Origin of the sequence: Citrobacter sp. 172116965 (assembly GCF_013458095.1) — a bacterium.
Taxonomy (GTDB): domain Bacteria; phylum Pseudomonadota; class Gammaproteobacteria; order Enterobacterales; family Enterobacteriaceae; genus Citrobacter; species Citrobacter braakii.
On the sequence record NZ_CP046673.1, the window covers coordinates 1914608 to 1929579 of the forward strand.

Genomic DNA, 14972 nt, shown 5'->3' on the forward strand with positions numbered 1-14972 from the left:
TTTATTTACTCTGTAGGTAGCTCTGCGCCTCGCGGATCAGCGAGTCGGCAATTTTTCCGGTGTCCATTTTCAGCTCGCCATTACGGATTGCGGTTTTGAGTGCTTCCACGCGTTCCATATTGATGTCATTGGAGCCGGGCTGCATCAGTTTGGCCTGGGCGTCGCTCAGCATGACGCTGGTGCTGGTGGTGGCGGTGGTTTTTTCCTTCCGCGTTTTTTGTACCGGCGCATCGCTGGTTTCACGTGGCTGAACGGTACTTACTGGCTTCAATGGTGAGGTACGATCAATGCTCATTTTGTTTATCCTCATCGAGGGGTTACGCTATAGCGGCCCGCTGTAATCATTGGTTGTTTATCTATCGGCACACGCTAAAAAATCTTTAACCTATTATAGGTTAATAAGAATATTCCCATCAGAATCGACGACACCGCTCACCACCTGGCCTGAAATCATCCGTACTCGGGCATTCTGGGCGACGGCGGCATTGTTCAGCGCCTTACCTTCGGCATTCACCCGAAAGCCATCTCCGTTGGCGATAACCAGGACGCGTTGACCGGCCTTGATTCGCCATGCCTGACGCAACATGGAAAGCTGTATCGGCTGACCGGGCACCAGATCGCGCAGGCTTACGGCATCCTGCACCTGATTCATATCCAGCACGGCGCGCGGAGGGAGTTGGTCCAGTCGACCTCGTTTTAGCGTTACGCTGGCCGAAGTCAGGGCGCTACCCCGAGCGACGGGCGCGGCGGCAACAACGTAGTTTCCCGTGGCCTGCACGTTCACCTGCAGATAACGTTTCTCGTTGGCGCAGCGCGCCAGCACGTTCACATTACCCCACAATTTTGCACTCCCGGACACGCTTAATGCTGGTTGTTCGCAGCTCGGCAATAAGTTTGGCGACGTTCGGATAGTAACGACGACCTCATCGCTAAATCCGGCCAGTCGCTGGGAAAACCATGCCGTCAGCTGTGAATTCAGGTCTTGCGCCAGCGTCATAGGACTGAACAGCAGTGCTGCCACGACGACTCCACGTTTAAACGTTTGCATCAAAACCTCGCGCTTTTTCAGGTAGTGACAGGATTCTACCTGTGTGACGCAGTCATCAACGCAACAAATAGCGACGCATTTTGCGTTTATTCCGGCGATAACGCGCGCGTAATGGGATTTAAGCTGTCGGCTGAATTTTGTCATTTGCGGAGGAGATATGCTCGATAAGCTCGACGCCGCCTTACGTTTTCAACAGGAAGCGCTGAATTTGCGCGCCCAACGCCAGGAAGTATTGGCGGCCAACATAGCCAATGCCGACACGCCGGGGTATCAGGCGCGCGACCTGGATTTCGCCAGTGAATTAAAAAAAGTCATGGTGCGGGGACGGGAAGAAACCGGCGGTGTCTCGTTGACGCTGACCTCTGCACAACACATTCCGGCCCAGACCGTTTCCGCTCCTTCTACGGAACTGCTCTACCGCATTCCTGATCAGCCGTCTCTCGATGGCAACACGGTAGATATGGACCGGGAGCGTACGCAATTTGCAGACAACAGCCTCAAGTATCAAATGGGGCTGACCGCGTTGGGTGGACAAATCAAAGGCATGATGAACGTGCTGCAAGGAGGGAACTAATTCGTGGCGCTGTTAAATATTTTTGATATCGCAGGCTCTGCGCTGACGGCTCAGTCTAAGCGCCTGAACGTGGCAGCCAGCAACATGGCGAATGCGGATAGCGTCACCGGACCTGACGGTCAGCCCTATCGCGCGAAGCAGGTTGTTTTTCAGGTTGATGCCGCGCCAGGTGCGGCAACCGGTGGCGTAAAAGTCGCTGACGTCATTGAAAGCCAGGCGCCGGATAAGCTGGTTTATGAACCCGGTAATCCGCTGGCCGATGCGAACGGTTACGTAAAAATGCCGAATGTGGACGTCGTCGGCGAAATGGTCAACACCATGTCAGCCTCGCGTAGCTACCAGGCAAACGTTGAAGTGCTCAATACGGTGAAAAGCTTGATGCTCAAAACGCTGACGCTAGGCCAGTAAAAGGAGGCGCACATGTCTATTGCTGTAAAAATGAATGACCCGAGCACGACGGGTGTGAATGACGCAACGGGGAAGAGTTCGCTGACGGGCAGCAACGCCGCGGACCTGCAAAGCAGCTTCCTTACGCTGCTGGTGGCACAGCTGAAAAACCAGGATCCAACCAACCCGCTGCAAAACAACGAACTGACCACCCAGTTGGCGCAAATCAGTACCGTGAGTGGAATTGAGAAACTGAACACCACGCTGGGATCGATCTCCGGGCAGATCGACAACAGTCAGTCGCTGCAGGCCAGTACGCTGATTGGCCACGGTGTCATGATCCCAGGTACCACCATCCTGACCGGTAAAGGTACGGAAGAGGGCGCAAAAACCACCACTACGCCGTTTGGCGTTGAACTGCAGCAACCGGCAGATAAGGTTACCGCAACCATTACCGATAAAGACGGCAAGGTGGTACGCACCATTGATATTGGTGGGTTGAAAGCGGGCGTTCATACCTTTACCTGGGACGGCACCATGACCGATGGCACGGATGCGCCAAGCGGTTCTTACAACGTGTCAATTGCTGCCAGTAATGGCGGAACACAACTGGTGGCTCAGCCGCTTCAGTTTGCGCTGGTGCAGGGCGTTATTCGCAGTAACGGCGGTAATACGCTGGATCTGGGCACCTATGGAACCACCACCCTCGACGAAGTACGGCAGATCATTTAAGCCTTCACACTTATCAGGAGTAAGTCATGGCCTTTTCACAAGCGGTCAGCGGTCTGAACGCTGCAGCGACCAACCTCGATGTCATTGGTAACAACATCGCCAACTCCGCCACCTACGGTTTTAAATCCGGTACGGCCTCTTTTGCCGATATGTTCGCCGGTTCTAAAGTGGGTCTGGGCGTTAAAGTTGCGGGCATTACCCAGGACTTTACCGACGGTACCACGACCAACACCGGTCGCGGGCTGGATGTCGCTATCAGCCAGAACGGTTTTTTCCGCATGGTAGACAGCAACGGTTCCGTTTTCTACAGCCGTAACGGTCAGTTCAAGCTCGATGAAAACCGCAATATCGTCAACATGCAGGGGCTACAGCTGACGGGCTATCCGGCTACTGGTACACCGCCAACGATACAGCAAGGTGCTAACCCGGCGCCGATCACTATCCCGAATACGCTGATGGCGGCTAAAACCACCACGACTGCGTCAATGCAGATCAACCTGAACTCCACTGACAAGGTGCCAACGAAGACCCCGTTTAATCCCAGCGATGCGGATTCCTACAACAAGAAAGGCACCGTTACCGTTTTCGATAGCCAGGGTAACGCCCATGACATGAATATTTTTTATGTCAAAAATGCGCAGAGCAACACCTGGGAAGTTCACACACAGGATGCTTCAACCGGAGCCGCTGCAAAATCAGCAGGGTTTATGCGCTTTAATGAAAATGGTGTGTTCTTAGGGATTAGCGCCACAGCCGCCGAGGCGGTACCAACGCCTCCTACCGTCTGGCCAAAGGAAATCAACATCACAACCGGGCAGATTAACGGTGCTGATGCGGCAAATTTCTCCCTGAGCTTCCTGAACTCCATGCAGCAGAACACTGGCGCCAACAACATCGTTGCCACGAATCAGAATGGCTATAAGCCGGGCGACCTGGTGAGCTACCAGATTAACAATGACGGTACTGTGGTCGGTAACTACTCCAACGAACAGCAACAGGTTCTGGGGCAGATCGTGCTGGCAAACTTTGCCAACAACGAAGGTCTGGCTTCTCAGGGTGACAACGTCTGGGCAGCTACTCAGTCTTCCGGCGTGGCGCTGCTGGGTACCGCAGGCGAGGGTAACTTCGGCAAGCTGACCAACGGCGCGCTGGAAGCATCAAACGTGGATTTGAGTAAAGAACTGGTGAATATGATCGTCGCCCAGCGTAACTATCAGTCGAACGCGCAGACCATCAAAACCCAGGACCAGATCCTCAACACGCTGGTCAACCTGCGCTAAGCGCCTGACGGGATGGCTTAATGGATCACGCAATTTATACCGCCATGGGCGCGGCCAGTCAGACGCTGAATCAACAAGCGGTGACGGCCAGCAACCTGGCAAACGCCTCAACGCCGGGTTTTCGTGCGCAGCTCAATGCGCTGCGCGCGGTTCCCGTTGAAGGATTGTCTTTACCGACGCGTACGCTGGTGGTGGCCTCCACGCCGGGGGCCGATATGACGCCGGGTCAGATGGACTATACCTCACGTCCGCTGGACGTGGCGCTGCAACAGGATGGCTGGTTGGCTGTGCAGACCGCGGACGGTAGCGAAGGATATACCCGAAATGGCGCCATTCAGGTAAGCCCTACGGGGGAACTGACCATTCAGGGACACCCGGTGATTGGCGAAGCCGGACCAATAGCCGTACCGGAAGGTTCAGAAGTCACCATTGCGGCAGACGGCACGATCTCGGCGCTCAACCCTGGCGATCCGGCTAACACCGTTGCGCCAGTTGGGCGACTGAAACTGGTGAAGGCCACGGGGAGTGAAGTGCAACGTGGCGATGACGGTATGTTCCGTCTGACTCAGGCCGCGCAGGCTACCCGTGGCGCTACGTTACAGGCCGACCCCAGCATTCGCGTTATGTCGGGTGTGCTGGAAGGCAGTAACGTTAAGCCGGTAGCCGCGATGAGTGACATGATTGCCAACGCCCGTCGTTTCGAAATGCAAATGAAGATTATCAGTAGCGTGGATGATAACGCGGGTCGCGCCAACCAACTGCTGTCGATGAGTTAATACAGGACATTTTATGATCAGTTCATTATGGATCGCCAAAACCGGCCTGGATGCGCAGCAAACCAACATGGATGTGATTGCCAACAACCTGGCAAACGTCAGCACCAACGGATTTAAGCGTCAACGTGCCGTGTTTGAAGATCTGTTGTACCAGACGATTCGCCAGCCTGGCGCACAGTCTTCTGAACAAACCACACTGCCGTCTGGTTTGCAGATTGGTACCGGTGTGCGCCCGGTCGCGACCGAGCGTTTACACAGCCAGGGGAACCTGTCGCAGACCAACAACAGTAAAGATGTGGCGATTAAAGGGCAGGGATTTTTCCAGGTCATGCTGCCTGATGGCACGTCCGCCTACACCCGTGACGGTTCTTTCCAGGTGGATCAGAACGGTCAACTGGTGACTGCGGGTGGTTTTCAGGTTCAGCCGGCTATCACCATCCCGGCTAACTCGCTCAGTATCACCATTGGACGCGACGGTATCGTCAGCGTAACCCAGCAGGGCCAGGCAGCACCGGTTCAGGTTGGGCAGCTTAACCTGACTACTTTTATGAACGATACCGGTCTGGAAAGCATTGGTGAGAATCTGTACACCGAAACGCAGTCATCCGGTGCGCCGAATGAGAGCACTCCGGGGCTGAACGGCGCGGGTCTGCTGTACCAGGGTTATGTTGAAACCTCTAACGTCAACGTGGCGGAAGAGCTGGTAAACATGATCCAGGTTCAGCGCGCTTACGAAATCAACAGTAAAGCGGTATCGACCACCGATCAGATGCTGCAAAAACTGACGCAACTCTAAAGTGTGGCCCGGTGGGGTGAAAGCCTCACCGGCACACTGATTTTGAAGATGACCGCAATGCGAAAATACGCGCTTCACCCATACCCAATTTTAGCCCTGTTGGTGGTTTCACTGACAGGATGCGCCTGGATCCCGGCCACGCCCCTCGTGCAGGGCGCAACGTCTGCCCAGCCTGTTCCTGGCCCGACGCCGGTGGCGAATGGATCAATCTTCCAGTCGGCCCAACCGATTAACTACGGTTATCAGCCGCTATTCGAAGACCGCCGTCCGCGCAATATTGGCGATACGTTGACCATCGTATTGCAGGAAAACGTCAGCGCGAGCAAAAGTTCCTCGGCTAATGCCAGCCGCGACGGCAAAACCAACTTTGGCTTTGATACCGTACCGCGTTATTTGCAAGGACTGTTTGGCAACGAGCGTGCTGACGTAGAAGCTTCAGGCGGTAACACCTTTAACGGTAAAGGCGGCGCGAACGCCAGCAATACCTTCAGCGGTACGCTGACCGTAACGGTCGATCAGGTACTGGTGAATGGTAACTTACATGTTGTGGGTGAAAAACAGATCGCCATTAATCAGGGCACTGAATTCATTCGCTTCTCCGGGGTCGTTAACCCGCGCACCATCAGTGGCAGCAACTCCGTACCGTCAACTCAGGTTGCGGACGCACGTATTGAGTATGTCGGCAACGGCTACATCAATGAAGCGCAGAATATGGGCTGGTTGCAGCGTTTCTTCCTTAACTTGTCGCCGATGTAAGCGAGGTAGCCAGTGTTTAAATCTTTAGTTGGAATGGTACTGGTGCTGATAACCACCTTTGCGCATGCCGACCGTATTCGTGACCTGACCAGCGTTCAGGGCGTGCGGGAAAACTCGTTGATCGGTTATGGGCTGGTGGTCGGTTTGGATGGCACGGGTGACCAGACCACCCAGACGCCGTTTACTACGCAAACGCTCAACAACATGCTTTCGCAGTTGGGAATTACCGTGCCAACCGGCACCAATATGCAACTGAAAAACGTGGCGGCGGTGATGGTGACCGCGCAATTCCCGGCCTTTGGTCGTCAGGGGCAAACCATTGACGTGGTGGTCTCTTCCATGGGGAACGCCAAAAGCCTGCGCGGCGGAACGTTGCTGATGACCCCGCTGAAAGGGGTCGATAGCCAGGTATATGCGCTGGCGCAGGGGAATATTCTGGTAGGCGGTGCAGGCGCGGCTGCGGGTGGCAGCAGCGTGCAGGTAAACCAGCTCAATGGCGGACGTATTACCAACGGCGCGACCATCGAACGTGAATTACCCAGCCAGTTCGGCGGCGGTAACACCATTAATCTGCAGCTCAATAATGAAGATTTCACTATGGCGCAGCAGATAACCGACACCATTAACCGTTCGCGCGGCTTTGGTAGCGCCACTGCGCTGGACGCTCGGACGATTCAGGTACGCGTGCCAAGCGGCAACAGTTCGCAGGTGCGTTTCCTTGCTGACATCCAGAATATGGAGGTGAACGTCACGCCGCAGGATGCGAAAGTGATTATCAACTCGCGCACCGGATCCGTCGTTATGAACCGTGAAGTCACACTGGATAGCTGTGCCGTCGCGCAAGGCAACTTGTCGATTACGGTAAACCGCCAGGCGAACGTCAGCCAGCCGGATACACCGTTTGGCGGTGGACAGACCGTGGTGACACCTCAAACCCAGATCGATCTGCGCCAGAGCGGCGGTTCGCTGCAAAGCGTGCGTTCCAGCGCCAACCTGAACAATGTTGTGCGTGCGCTTAATGCGCTAGGGGCAACGCCGATGGATCTGATGTCCATTCTGCAATCGATGCAGAGCGCGGGATGCTTACGCGCCAAACTGGAAATCATCTAATGATTGGTGACAGCAAACTGCTGACCAGTGCCGCCTGGGATGCGCAATCACTGAACGAACTGAAAGCGAAAGCGGGTCAGGACCCGGCGGCGAATATCCGCCCGGTTGCCCGTCAGGTTGAAGGGATGTTCGTACAAATGATGCTGAAAAGCATGCGTGAAGCGCTGCCGAAAGATGGCGTTTTTAGCAGTGATTCAACACGTTTGTATACCAGCATGTATGACCAACAAATTGCGCAGCAGATGACCGCAGGTAAAGGTCTGGGACTGGCTGAAATGATGGTTAAGCAGATGACTGAAGGGCAGGCGCAACCCGCAGACGATGCGCCGCAGGTGCCAATGAAGTTCTCCCTGGAAACGGTGACCAGCTATCAAAACCAGGCGCTGACGCAACTGGTCCGTAAAGCCATTCCCCGCGCGACGGAAAGCAATGATGAGCCGCTGTCAGGTGACAGTAAAGACTTCCTCGCCCAGCTATCGCTGCCGGCTAAGCTGGCAAGTCAGCAAAGCGGGGTTCCACATCATCTGATTCTGGCGCAGGCGGCGCTGGAGTCCGGATGGGGCCAGCGACAAATCCGCCGTGAGAACGGTGAACCGAGCTTTAACATTTTTGGCGTGAAGGCTTCGGGAAGCTGGAAAGGCCCAACCACCGAAATCACCACCACCGAATATGAAAACGGCGAGGCGAAAAAGGTGAAAGCCCGATTCCGCGTCTATAGCTCTTACCTTGAGGCACTGTCGGATTATGTCGGTCTGATATCACGTAACCCGCGCTATGCGGCGGTAACCGCCGCTGCTACCGCCGAGCAAGGGGCACAGGCTTTGCAGAATGCCGGTTACGCGACTGACCCTAACTATGCGCGTAAATTAACCAGCATGATCCAGCAGTTGAAATCGATGAGCGAAAAAGTGAGCAAAACCTACAGTACGAATATCGATAATCTCTTTTAAATAGCTCAAGTCTACCAACCTGCTGCCGATAATAACGAGTATTGAAGGATTACAAGGAACCTCCATGTCCAGCTTGATTAATAACGCGATGAGTGGACTCGCCGCAGCGCAGGCCGCGTTGAATTCTGCCAGTAATAACATCTCCAGCTATAACGTTGCCGGATACACCCGTCAAACGACAATTATGGCGCAAGCGAACAGCACGCTGGGTGCGGGGGGCTGGGTTGGCAATGGCGTCTATGTTTCTGGCGTACAGCGCGAGTATGACTCCTTTATCACGAATCAGTTACGTGCCGCGCAGAACCAAAGCAGCGGCCTGACAACGCGCTATGAACAAATGTCGAAAATCGACAATCTGCTCTCCAGCAAAACCAGTTCCATTTCGACCTCAATGCAGGACTTTTTTACCAGCCTGCAAACGCTTGTCAGTAACGCGGAAGACCCGGCGGCGCGCCAGGCGCTGATCGGTAAAGCTGATGGTTTAGTCAACCAGTTCAGAACAACTGACCAGTATCTGCGCGATCAAGACAAGCAGGTTAATACTGCGATCAAGGCCAGCGTTGACCAGATCAACAACTATTCAAAACAGATTGCCAGCCTCAACGATCAGATTTCCCGTCTGACCGGCGTCGGCGCGGGCGCATCGCCTAACGATTTACTCGACCAGCGCGACCAACTGGTCAGTGAACTGAACCAGATTGTCGGTGTTGAAGTCAGCGTTCAGGACGGCGGGACTTACAACATAACCATGGCGAACGGCTATTCACTGGTGCAGGGCAGCAATGCACGCCAGCTGGCGGCTGTGCCCTCCAGTGACGATCCCAATCGAACCACAGTGGCCTACGTCGACGGGGTTGCCGGCGAGGTTGAAATTCCCGAAAAACTGTTGAATACCGGTTCACTGGGCGGGCTGTTGACCTTCCGTTCTCAAGAGCTTGACCAGACGCGTAATACGCTGGGCCAACTGGCGTTGGCGTTTGCCGATGCGTTTAACACCCAGCATAAAGAGGGTTTTGACGCGAACGGCGATCAGGGTAAGGATTTCTTTGCTATCGGTAGCCCGGCAGTATTCAACAACGCTAAAAATACAGGAACAGGATCGTTAAGCGCGAAGATTACCGACAGCTCTGCTGTACAGGCGACCGATTATAAAATCGTTTATGACGGGACGGACTGGCAGGTTACTCGCCTGGCGGATAATACCAGCTTCAAAGCTACCGTTACCGGTGGGAAGATGTCCTTTGACGGGATGGAAATCACCGTAAATACTGGCGCAAAAGCAAATGACAGCTTCACAGTGAAACCTGTCAGTAACGCCGTTGTTGATATGAAAGTCATGGTGACCGATGAGTCGAAAATCGCCATGGCCCAGGTCTCAAAAAATGATCCGGACCCGGATATTGATAAGGGAAAAAGCGATAACCGTAACGGTCAGAAACTGCTGGATCTGCAGACCAAAGCTACCGTGGGTAATAAGACCTTCAACGATGCATATGCCACGCTGGTAAGCGATGTCGGGAACAAAACCGCGACGCTGAAAACCAGCGCCATTACCCAGAACAACGTGGTAACGCAGCTTTATAAGCAGCAGCAGTCTATTTCCGGCGTCAACCTCGACGAAGAATACGGTAACTTACAGCGCTACCAACAGTATTACCTGGCTAACGCGCAAGTGCTGCAAACTGCAAATGCGCTGTTTGATGCACTGATTAATATTCGCTAAGGGAGAGGGACACAATGCGTATCAGCACCCAGATGATGTACCAGCAGAATATGCGTGGCATCACTAACTCTCAGGCTGAATGGATGAAGTTCGGCGAGCAGATGTCAACGGGAAAACGTGTGATCAACCCATCTGACGATCCGATCGCCGCCTCGCAGGCCGTGGTGCTTTCTCAAGCACAGGCGCAGAACAGCCAATATACGCTGGCGCGTTCATTTGCGACGCAAAAAGTATCGCTGGAAGAGAACGTACTGAGTCAGGTAACGACGGCAATTCAGACCGCGCAGGAAAAAATTGTCTATGCCGCGAACGGCACGTTAAGCGATGACGACCGTGCATCGCTGGCCACCGACCTGCAGGGGATCCGCGATCAACTGATGAACCTGGCGAACAGCACCGACGGTAATGGGCGCTATATTTTTGGCGGATATAAAACAGAATCTGCACCATTTGCTCAGGCAGATGGCGCTTACAGCGGCGGTACAACAAATGTGACCCAGCAGGTCGATGCCTCCCGTACCATGGTGATTGGTCATACTGGCGATAAAGTATTTGTTAATCTGACCAGTAATGCCGTACCGGAACCAGGCGGCGGTACTCAGGAAAAGAACCTGTTCAAAATGCTGGATACCGCTATTGATGCGCTCAAAACCCCTATTGAGGGCAATGACGCGGCAAAAGCTACCGCCGCTGCAGCCATTGATAAAACCAGTCGTGGCCTGAAAAATTCATTGAATAACGTGCTTTCTGTTCGTGCAGAATTAGGGACTCAGCTCAGCGAGTTAAGTTCACTGGATTCACTGGGCGCCGATCGCGCATTGGGCCAGACTCAGCAGATGAGCAATCTGGTGGATGTTGACTGGAACGCAGCGATTTCGTCCTACGTGATGCAGCAGGCCGCACTGCAGGCATCGTACAAAACGTTTACCGATATGCAGGGAATGTCGCTATTTCAACTGAACCGGTAACACCTTTTTGAACATATCATGAAACTGGATATGTTTGTCTGCCCGCTCCTTTAACACCCCGGAGCGGGCATTTTTTTAGGCCACTGTTATTTTCTCAGCGACAGATTCCCCGTTAATCTTATTTCCCACGCAATCGCACCGCTAAAGATTGCCAGCGTAACCACGCCTTCTCAGTTTGCCAGTGCGTAGAGCAGAGATAAAAAAAAGCCGACCCGAAGGTCGGCTTTGATGTTGATTATGACTTACTCAATGGGCTGCGGGCGCGTTGCTGGCGCAGTCGCCTGGTGCGTGGCGCTGTGTCCACCTGCGGCACCTTTACCTTCAAAGGCGAATTCCGGGCGTTGCCAGTCACTATGACGCGGCGCTTCAGGCACATACTCTGGTGCCGGAGCACGGGTCATCGGGGCGGCCGCGTGGCTGTGAAGATGTTCTGCGTCAATGCGGGTTGCGACAACTTCAGCCTTAGCGACTGTGTCTTCGACGACAGGTGCGGCAACAACCTCTTGCGGCGCGGCAACTTCTTCAGCCACTGGCGCTGTTTCCACAACCTCGGCAATCTCTTCAGCCACTTCAGGCTGAGAAATAACAACCTCCGCAGATTCTTCGACAACCGGCGCAGCCACAATTTCAGCGACAGGTTCGGCTTTCGCCGCGGTATCCTCAGCAACAGGCGCGTCAGATTCAGCGATAATTTGCGGTTGTTCCTCGACCGGAGTAGCGATGACTTCCGGATGCGTGGTTTCAACGACGGTAGCCTGAGGTTCAGCAATGACCACCTCTGGCTGTACGGTTTCAACCGACGCAGGGGCGTTCACAATATGCTCAACGGCAGCTGCAGCAACCTGAGGCTCTACGGCGACTGGCGTTTCCTGCTCGCGCTGCTCTGCAACCTGCTGATCCTGAGGACGAGCAACAGGGTAGCGGATCCAGACTTTACCGGACGCTAATTCTGGAGATGCGCAGGCAACCATTAACGGCATCGGCGACTGAACCGGGTAACGCTCGTCACGATAGCGACGACGGCGTTGTCCACTGACGCGCAGATGGCGAGGTGAGCGACGGGAACGACGCGGCATACCATTAGAGTCACGCGCTTCGCTGTTGTCTTCCTGCTCAGTCGCAACGACGGCAGGCAGATCAACTTTCGCCAGTTCAGTACGCTGTGCCGGTACGGGCTGTTCAGTTGGTTGAGCGACAGCCGTTTCAGTGACCACCTCGGCAGTAGCGACTTCGGCTTCAACAGCCGGGCTGTCTGTGTAACGAACTTTCTGAGTCAGCTGACGCTGTTTACGGCGAGTCTGAGGCTGACGAACGCGCTCTTCCTGCTCGGTATCCTGCGCAGGTTGTTCTGCCAGGTTCAGCTCTTTAACTTCCTGCTGCGCCTGACGCTTATCATCGTTGCGACGGCGGTTGCGCTCGCGACGCGGAGCCTGCTGGTCATCACCGGATTTCGCTTTGTCGGCGACCTCAGTAGACTGCTGGCGGTTATCGCGCGCTTCCGCATTTTGCTGCTGCGACTGACGGCGGTTACGGCGGTTATCTTCACGGTTTTCGCCGCTTTCTGAACGCTCGTTACGGTTATCACGCTCGCCACGGTTGTCGCGATTATCACGACGATCGTTACGGTCGCGACGATTGTTCTGACGCGGTTTACGACGATCCTGCTGGCGATCGGTTTTCTCTTCAGCTTTCGGCGCAGGTTGTTCAACCGGTTTCACTTCTTCGCTACCGCTGAAGATGGACTTGAGTGCGCCGAAGAAACGGCTAATCAAACCTGGCTGCGCGGCGACGGCCGCGGTCGCTGCTGCGGCTTTAGGCGCGGCGGCCTTCGCAGTAGGTTCCTGCAAAGCAGGGGCTGGCGGCACCTCTGGCATAGCAAAGGTGGCCAATGCCGGCTGCTCTGGCTGTTTACGCTCGACGAACTCTTCTTCCGTCGGCAATGCCATCGCTTCTTCATGCAGTTTCGGCAGCAGGTAGCTCAGGGTTGGTGTTTCTTCCCCTTTGCGTACGCGCAGCACGGAGTAATGCGGAGTTTCCATCTGATCGTTTGGCACAATCACACAGCGCACGCCATTCTGACGCGTCTCGATGGCATTTACCGCGGTACGTTTTTCGTTGAGCAGGTAGGATGCGATCGGCACAGGAACAATAGCGTGAACTTCCTGCGTATTTTCTTTCAGCGCTTCTTCTTCGATCAGACGCAGAATAGACAGCGACAGTGATTCGTTATCACGTACGGTACCCGTGCCGGAGCAGCGTGGGCATACGTGATGGCTGGATTCACCCAGCGACGGGCTCAGACGCTGGCGGGACATCTCCAGCAGGCCGAAGCGAGAAATATGGCTGATCTGAATACGCGCTCTGTCCTGACGCACGGCTTCACGCAGACGGTTTTCAACCGCACGCTGGTGACGAACCGGCGTCATATCAATGAAGTCGATTACGATCAGGCCGCCGAGGTCACGCAGACGCAACTGACGAGCAATTTCATCGGCTGCTTCAAGGTTGGTGTTGAACGCAGTTTCTTCGATGTCGCCGCCGCGGGTCGCGCGTGCGGAGTTGATATCGATGGCGGTCAGCGCTTCTGTGCTGTCGATAACGATTGAGCCGCCGGACGGCAGACGCACTTCGCGCTGGAACGCGGACTCAATTTGAGATTCGATTTGATAGTGGCTGAACAGCGGGATTTCACCGGTGTACAGTTTGATTTTGCTGCTGAAATCCGGACGACCCAGCGCGGCGATGTGCTGACGCGCCATCTCCATAACTTTCGGGTTGTCGATGAGGATTTCGCCGATGTCCTGACGTAAATAGTCACGGAATGCGCGAACGATAACGTTGCTTTCCTGATGGATCAGGAACGGAGCAGGGCGGCTGTCAGCGGCTTTTTGAATCGCTTCCCAGTGCTTCAGGCGGAAACTCAGGTCCCACTGCAGCGCTTCGGCAGATTTGCCGACACCTGCGGTACGCACGATAAGCCCCATGCCATCAGGCAGTTCCAGGCTTGCCAGCGCTTCTTTTAATTCGGTACGGTCGTCGCCTTCAATGCGACGGGAGATGCCGCCCGCGCGCGGGTTGTTCGGCATCAGAACCAGATAACTACCTGCCAGGCTGATAAAGGTGGTCAGCGCAGCACCTTTATTGCCGCGTTCTTCTTTATCGATCTGAACAATGACTTCCTGACCTTCGCGCAACACGTCTTTAATGTTGGGACGACCATGGGAGTTGTAGCTAGCGGGGAAGTATTCGCGGGCAATTTCTTTTAACGGGAGGAAACCGTGACGTTCAGCGCCGTAATCAACAAAAGCAGCTTCCAGACTCGGTTCAATACGGGTAATTTTGCCTTTATAGATGTTGGCTTTTTTCTGTTCGTGTCCAGGACTTTCGATATCCAGATCGTACAGACGCTGCCCATCTACAAGGGCGACACGCAACTCTTCCTGCTGAGTCGCGTTAATTAACATTCTTTTCATCGTAACTTACTCATTATTCTTACATTGACGACTAAGCTGCGGGCAGAGTAATGCCTTTCCGGGTGTGAACCGATGGCCTCGTGTCTATTCGCGTCGCCAACCTCACGGTTATCGTCAGCTCAAAGAGGCGCAGAGTGTCGGTTGCCTGTATTTCATACGGAAACACAGCGCAATTATCAGGGGAACAGTCTGGGTGTTACTCTCCAGAGAAGCTTCCATTGTGCTTATCGTCTTTCACGCTGTGGGTGCGTTGGCTTCATCTTCTTACCCCAACCACTTACAGGAGTAAGCACCTGGGGTTCCCAGACTTGCCGCCTTCCTACAACGCGAAATCTATAGAGCACTTACCGGTAAGGACTGCAACCCGCAGCCCGCTAACTGCCTGAAAGATCAATACGT

General features: G+C 54.5%; 14 protein-coding genes. 11 read left to right on the top strand and 3 right to left on the bottom strand.

Going from position 1 to position 14972, the window contains the following annotated elements; all coding sequences use genetic code 11:
* Nucleotide 1 precedes the first annotated feature (1 nt).
* Both flgM and flgA read right to left on the bottom strand, forming a co-directional pair.
* Nucleotides 2-295: a flagellar biosynthesis anti-sigma factor FlgM gene (gene flgM, locus GPJ68_RS09065; protein WP_049269896.1), complete on the bottom strand. Its 294-nt coding sequence runs from the start codon at nt 293-295 to the stop codon at nt 2-4.
* 93 nt (nt 296-388) lie between these two features.
* Nucleotides 389-1048, bottom strand: a complete 660-nt coding sequence (gene flgA, locus GPJ68_RS09070) for a flagellar basal body P-ring formation chaperone FlgA (protein WP_016156187.1) — start codon at nt 1046-1048, stop codon at nt 389-391.
* A 157-nt stretch (nt 1049-1205) separates the two neighbouring features.
* Here flgA and flgB point away from each other — a divergent pair, with 157 nt between their 5' ends.
* The 11 genes from flgB to flgL all read left to right on the top strand — a co-directional run bounded on the left by flgB (nt 1206) and on the right by flgL (nt 11100).
* Nucleotides 1206-1622 (top strand): flagellar basal body rod protein FlgB, encoded by a 417-nt coding sequence (gene flgB, locus GPJ68_RS09075; protein ID WP_016152626.1) that lies wholly within the window; start codon nt 1206-1208, stop codon nt 1620-1622.
* A gap of 3 nt (nt 1623-1625) precedes the next feature.
* Nucleotides 1626-2030, top strand: a complete 405-nt coding sequence (gene flgC, locus GPJ68_RS09080; protein ID WP_006685091.1) for a flagellar basal body rod protein FlgC — start codon at nt 1626-1628, stop codon at nt 2028-2030.
* Nucleotides 2031-2042: 12 nt separating this feature from the next.
* Entirely contained in the window at nt 2043-2741 is a 699-nt protein-coding gene (flgD, locus tag GPJ68_RS09085) for a flagellar hook assembly protein FlgD (RefSeq protein WP_016152627.1), read from the top strand.
* Between the two features lie 26 nt (nt 2742-2767).
* Complete coding sequence (gene flgE / locus GPJ68_RS09090; protein ID WP_016152628.1) at nt 2768-4021, top strand: flagellar hook protein FlgE; 1254 nt, start codon at nt 2768-2770, stop codon at nt 4019-4021.
* A gap of 20 nt (nt 4022-4041) precedes the next feature.
* A complete protein-coding gene (locus GPJ68_RS09095; protein ID WP_016156188.1) occupies nt 4042-4797 on the top strand; it encodes a flagellar basal body rod protein FlgF in 756 nt (251 codons plus the stop codon).
* 13 nt (nt 4798-4810) lie between these two features.
* Nucleotides 4811-5593 carry a flagellar basal-body rod protein FlgG gene (gene flgG / locus GPJ68_RS09100; protein ID WP_003036202.1) on the top strand — a complete coding sequence of 261 codons (783 nt, stop codon included), beginning with the start codon at nt 4811-4813 and terminating at the stop codon, nt 5591-5593.
* Nucleotides 5594-5650: 57 nt separating this feature from the next.
* Nucleotides 5651-6349 (top strand): flagellar basal body L-ring protein FlgH, encoded by a 699-nt coding sequence (gene flgH / locus GPJ68_RS09105; RefSeq protein ID WP_016152630.1) that lies wholly within the window; start codon nt 5651-5653, stop codon nt 6347-6349.
* Between the two features lie 33 nt (nt 6350-6382).
* The gene (locus GPJ68_RS09110) at nt 6383-7459 is read left to right on the top strand and encodes a flagellar basal body P-ring protein FlgI (RefSeq protein ID WP_019076467.1); all 1077 of its coding nucleotides are present in this window, start codon (nt 6383-6385) and stop codon (nt 7457-7459) included.
* On the top strand, nt 7459-8409 hold the full coding sequence (flgJ, locus tag GPJ68_RS09115; RefSeq protein ID WP_016152632.1) for a flagellar assembly peptidoglycan hydrolase FlgJ: 951 nt from the start codon (nt 7459-7461) through the stop codon (nt 8407-8409). Before GPJ68_RS09110 ends, flgJ begins: the two co-directional genes overlap by 1 nt.
* 64 nt (nt 8410-8473) lie before the next feature.
* Complete coding sequence (gene flgK / locus GPJ68_RS09120; RefSeq protein WP_016152633.1) at nt 8474-10132, top strand: flagellar hook-associated protein FlgK; 1659 nt, start codon at nt 8474-8476, stop codon at nt 10130-10132.
* 14 nt (nt 10133-10146) lie between these two features.
* On the top strand, nt 10147-11100 hold the full coding sequence (flgL, locus tag GPJ68_RS09125; protein WP_094761485.1) for a flagellar hook-associated protein FlgL: 954 nt from the start codon (nt 10147-10149) through the stop codon (nt 11098-11100).
* A 242-nt stretch (nt 11101-11342) separates the two neighbouring features.
* On the opposite strand, the gene rne is transcribed toward flgL, so the two are convergent.
* Nucleotides 11343-14573 carry a ribonuclease E gene (gene rne / locus GPJ68_RS09130; RefSeq protein ID WP_104651941.1) on the bottom strand — a complete coding sequence of 1077 codons (3231 nt, stop codon included), beginning with the start codon at nt 14571-14573 and terminating at the stop codon, nt 11343-11345.
* Between the last annotated feature and the right edge of the window lie 399 nt (nt 14574-14972).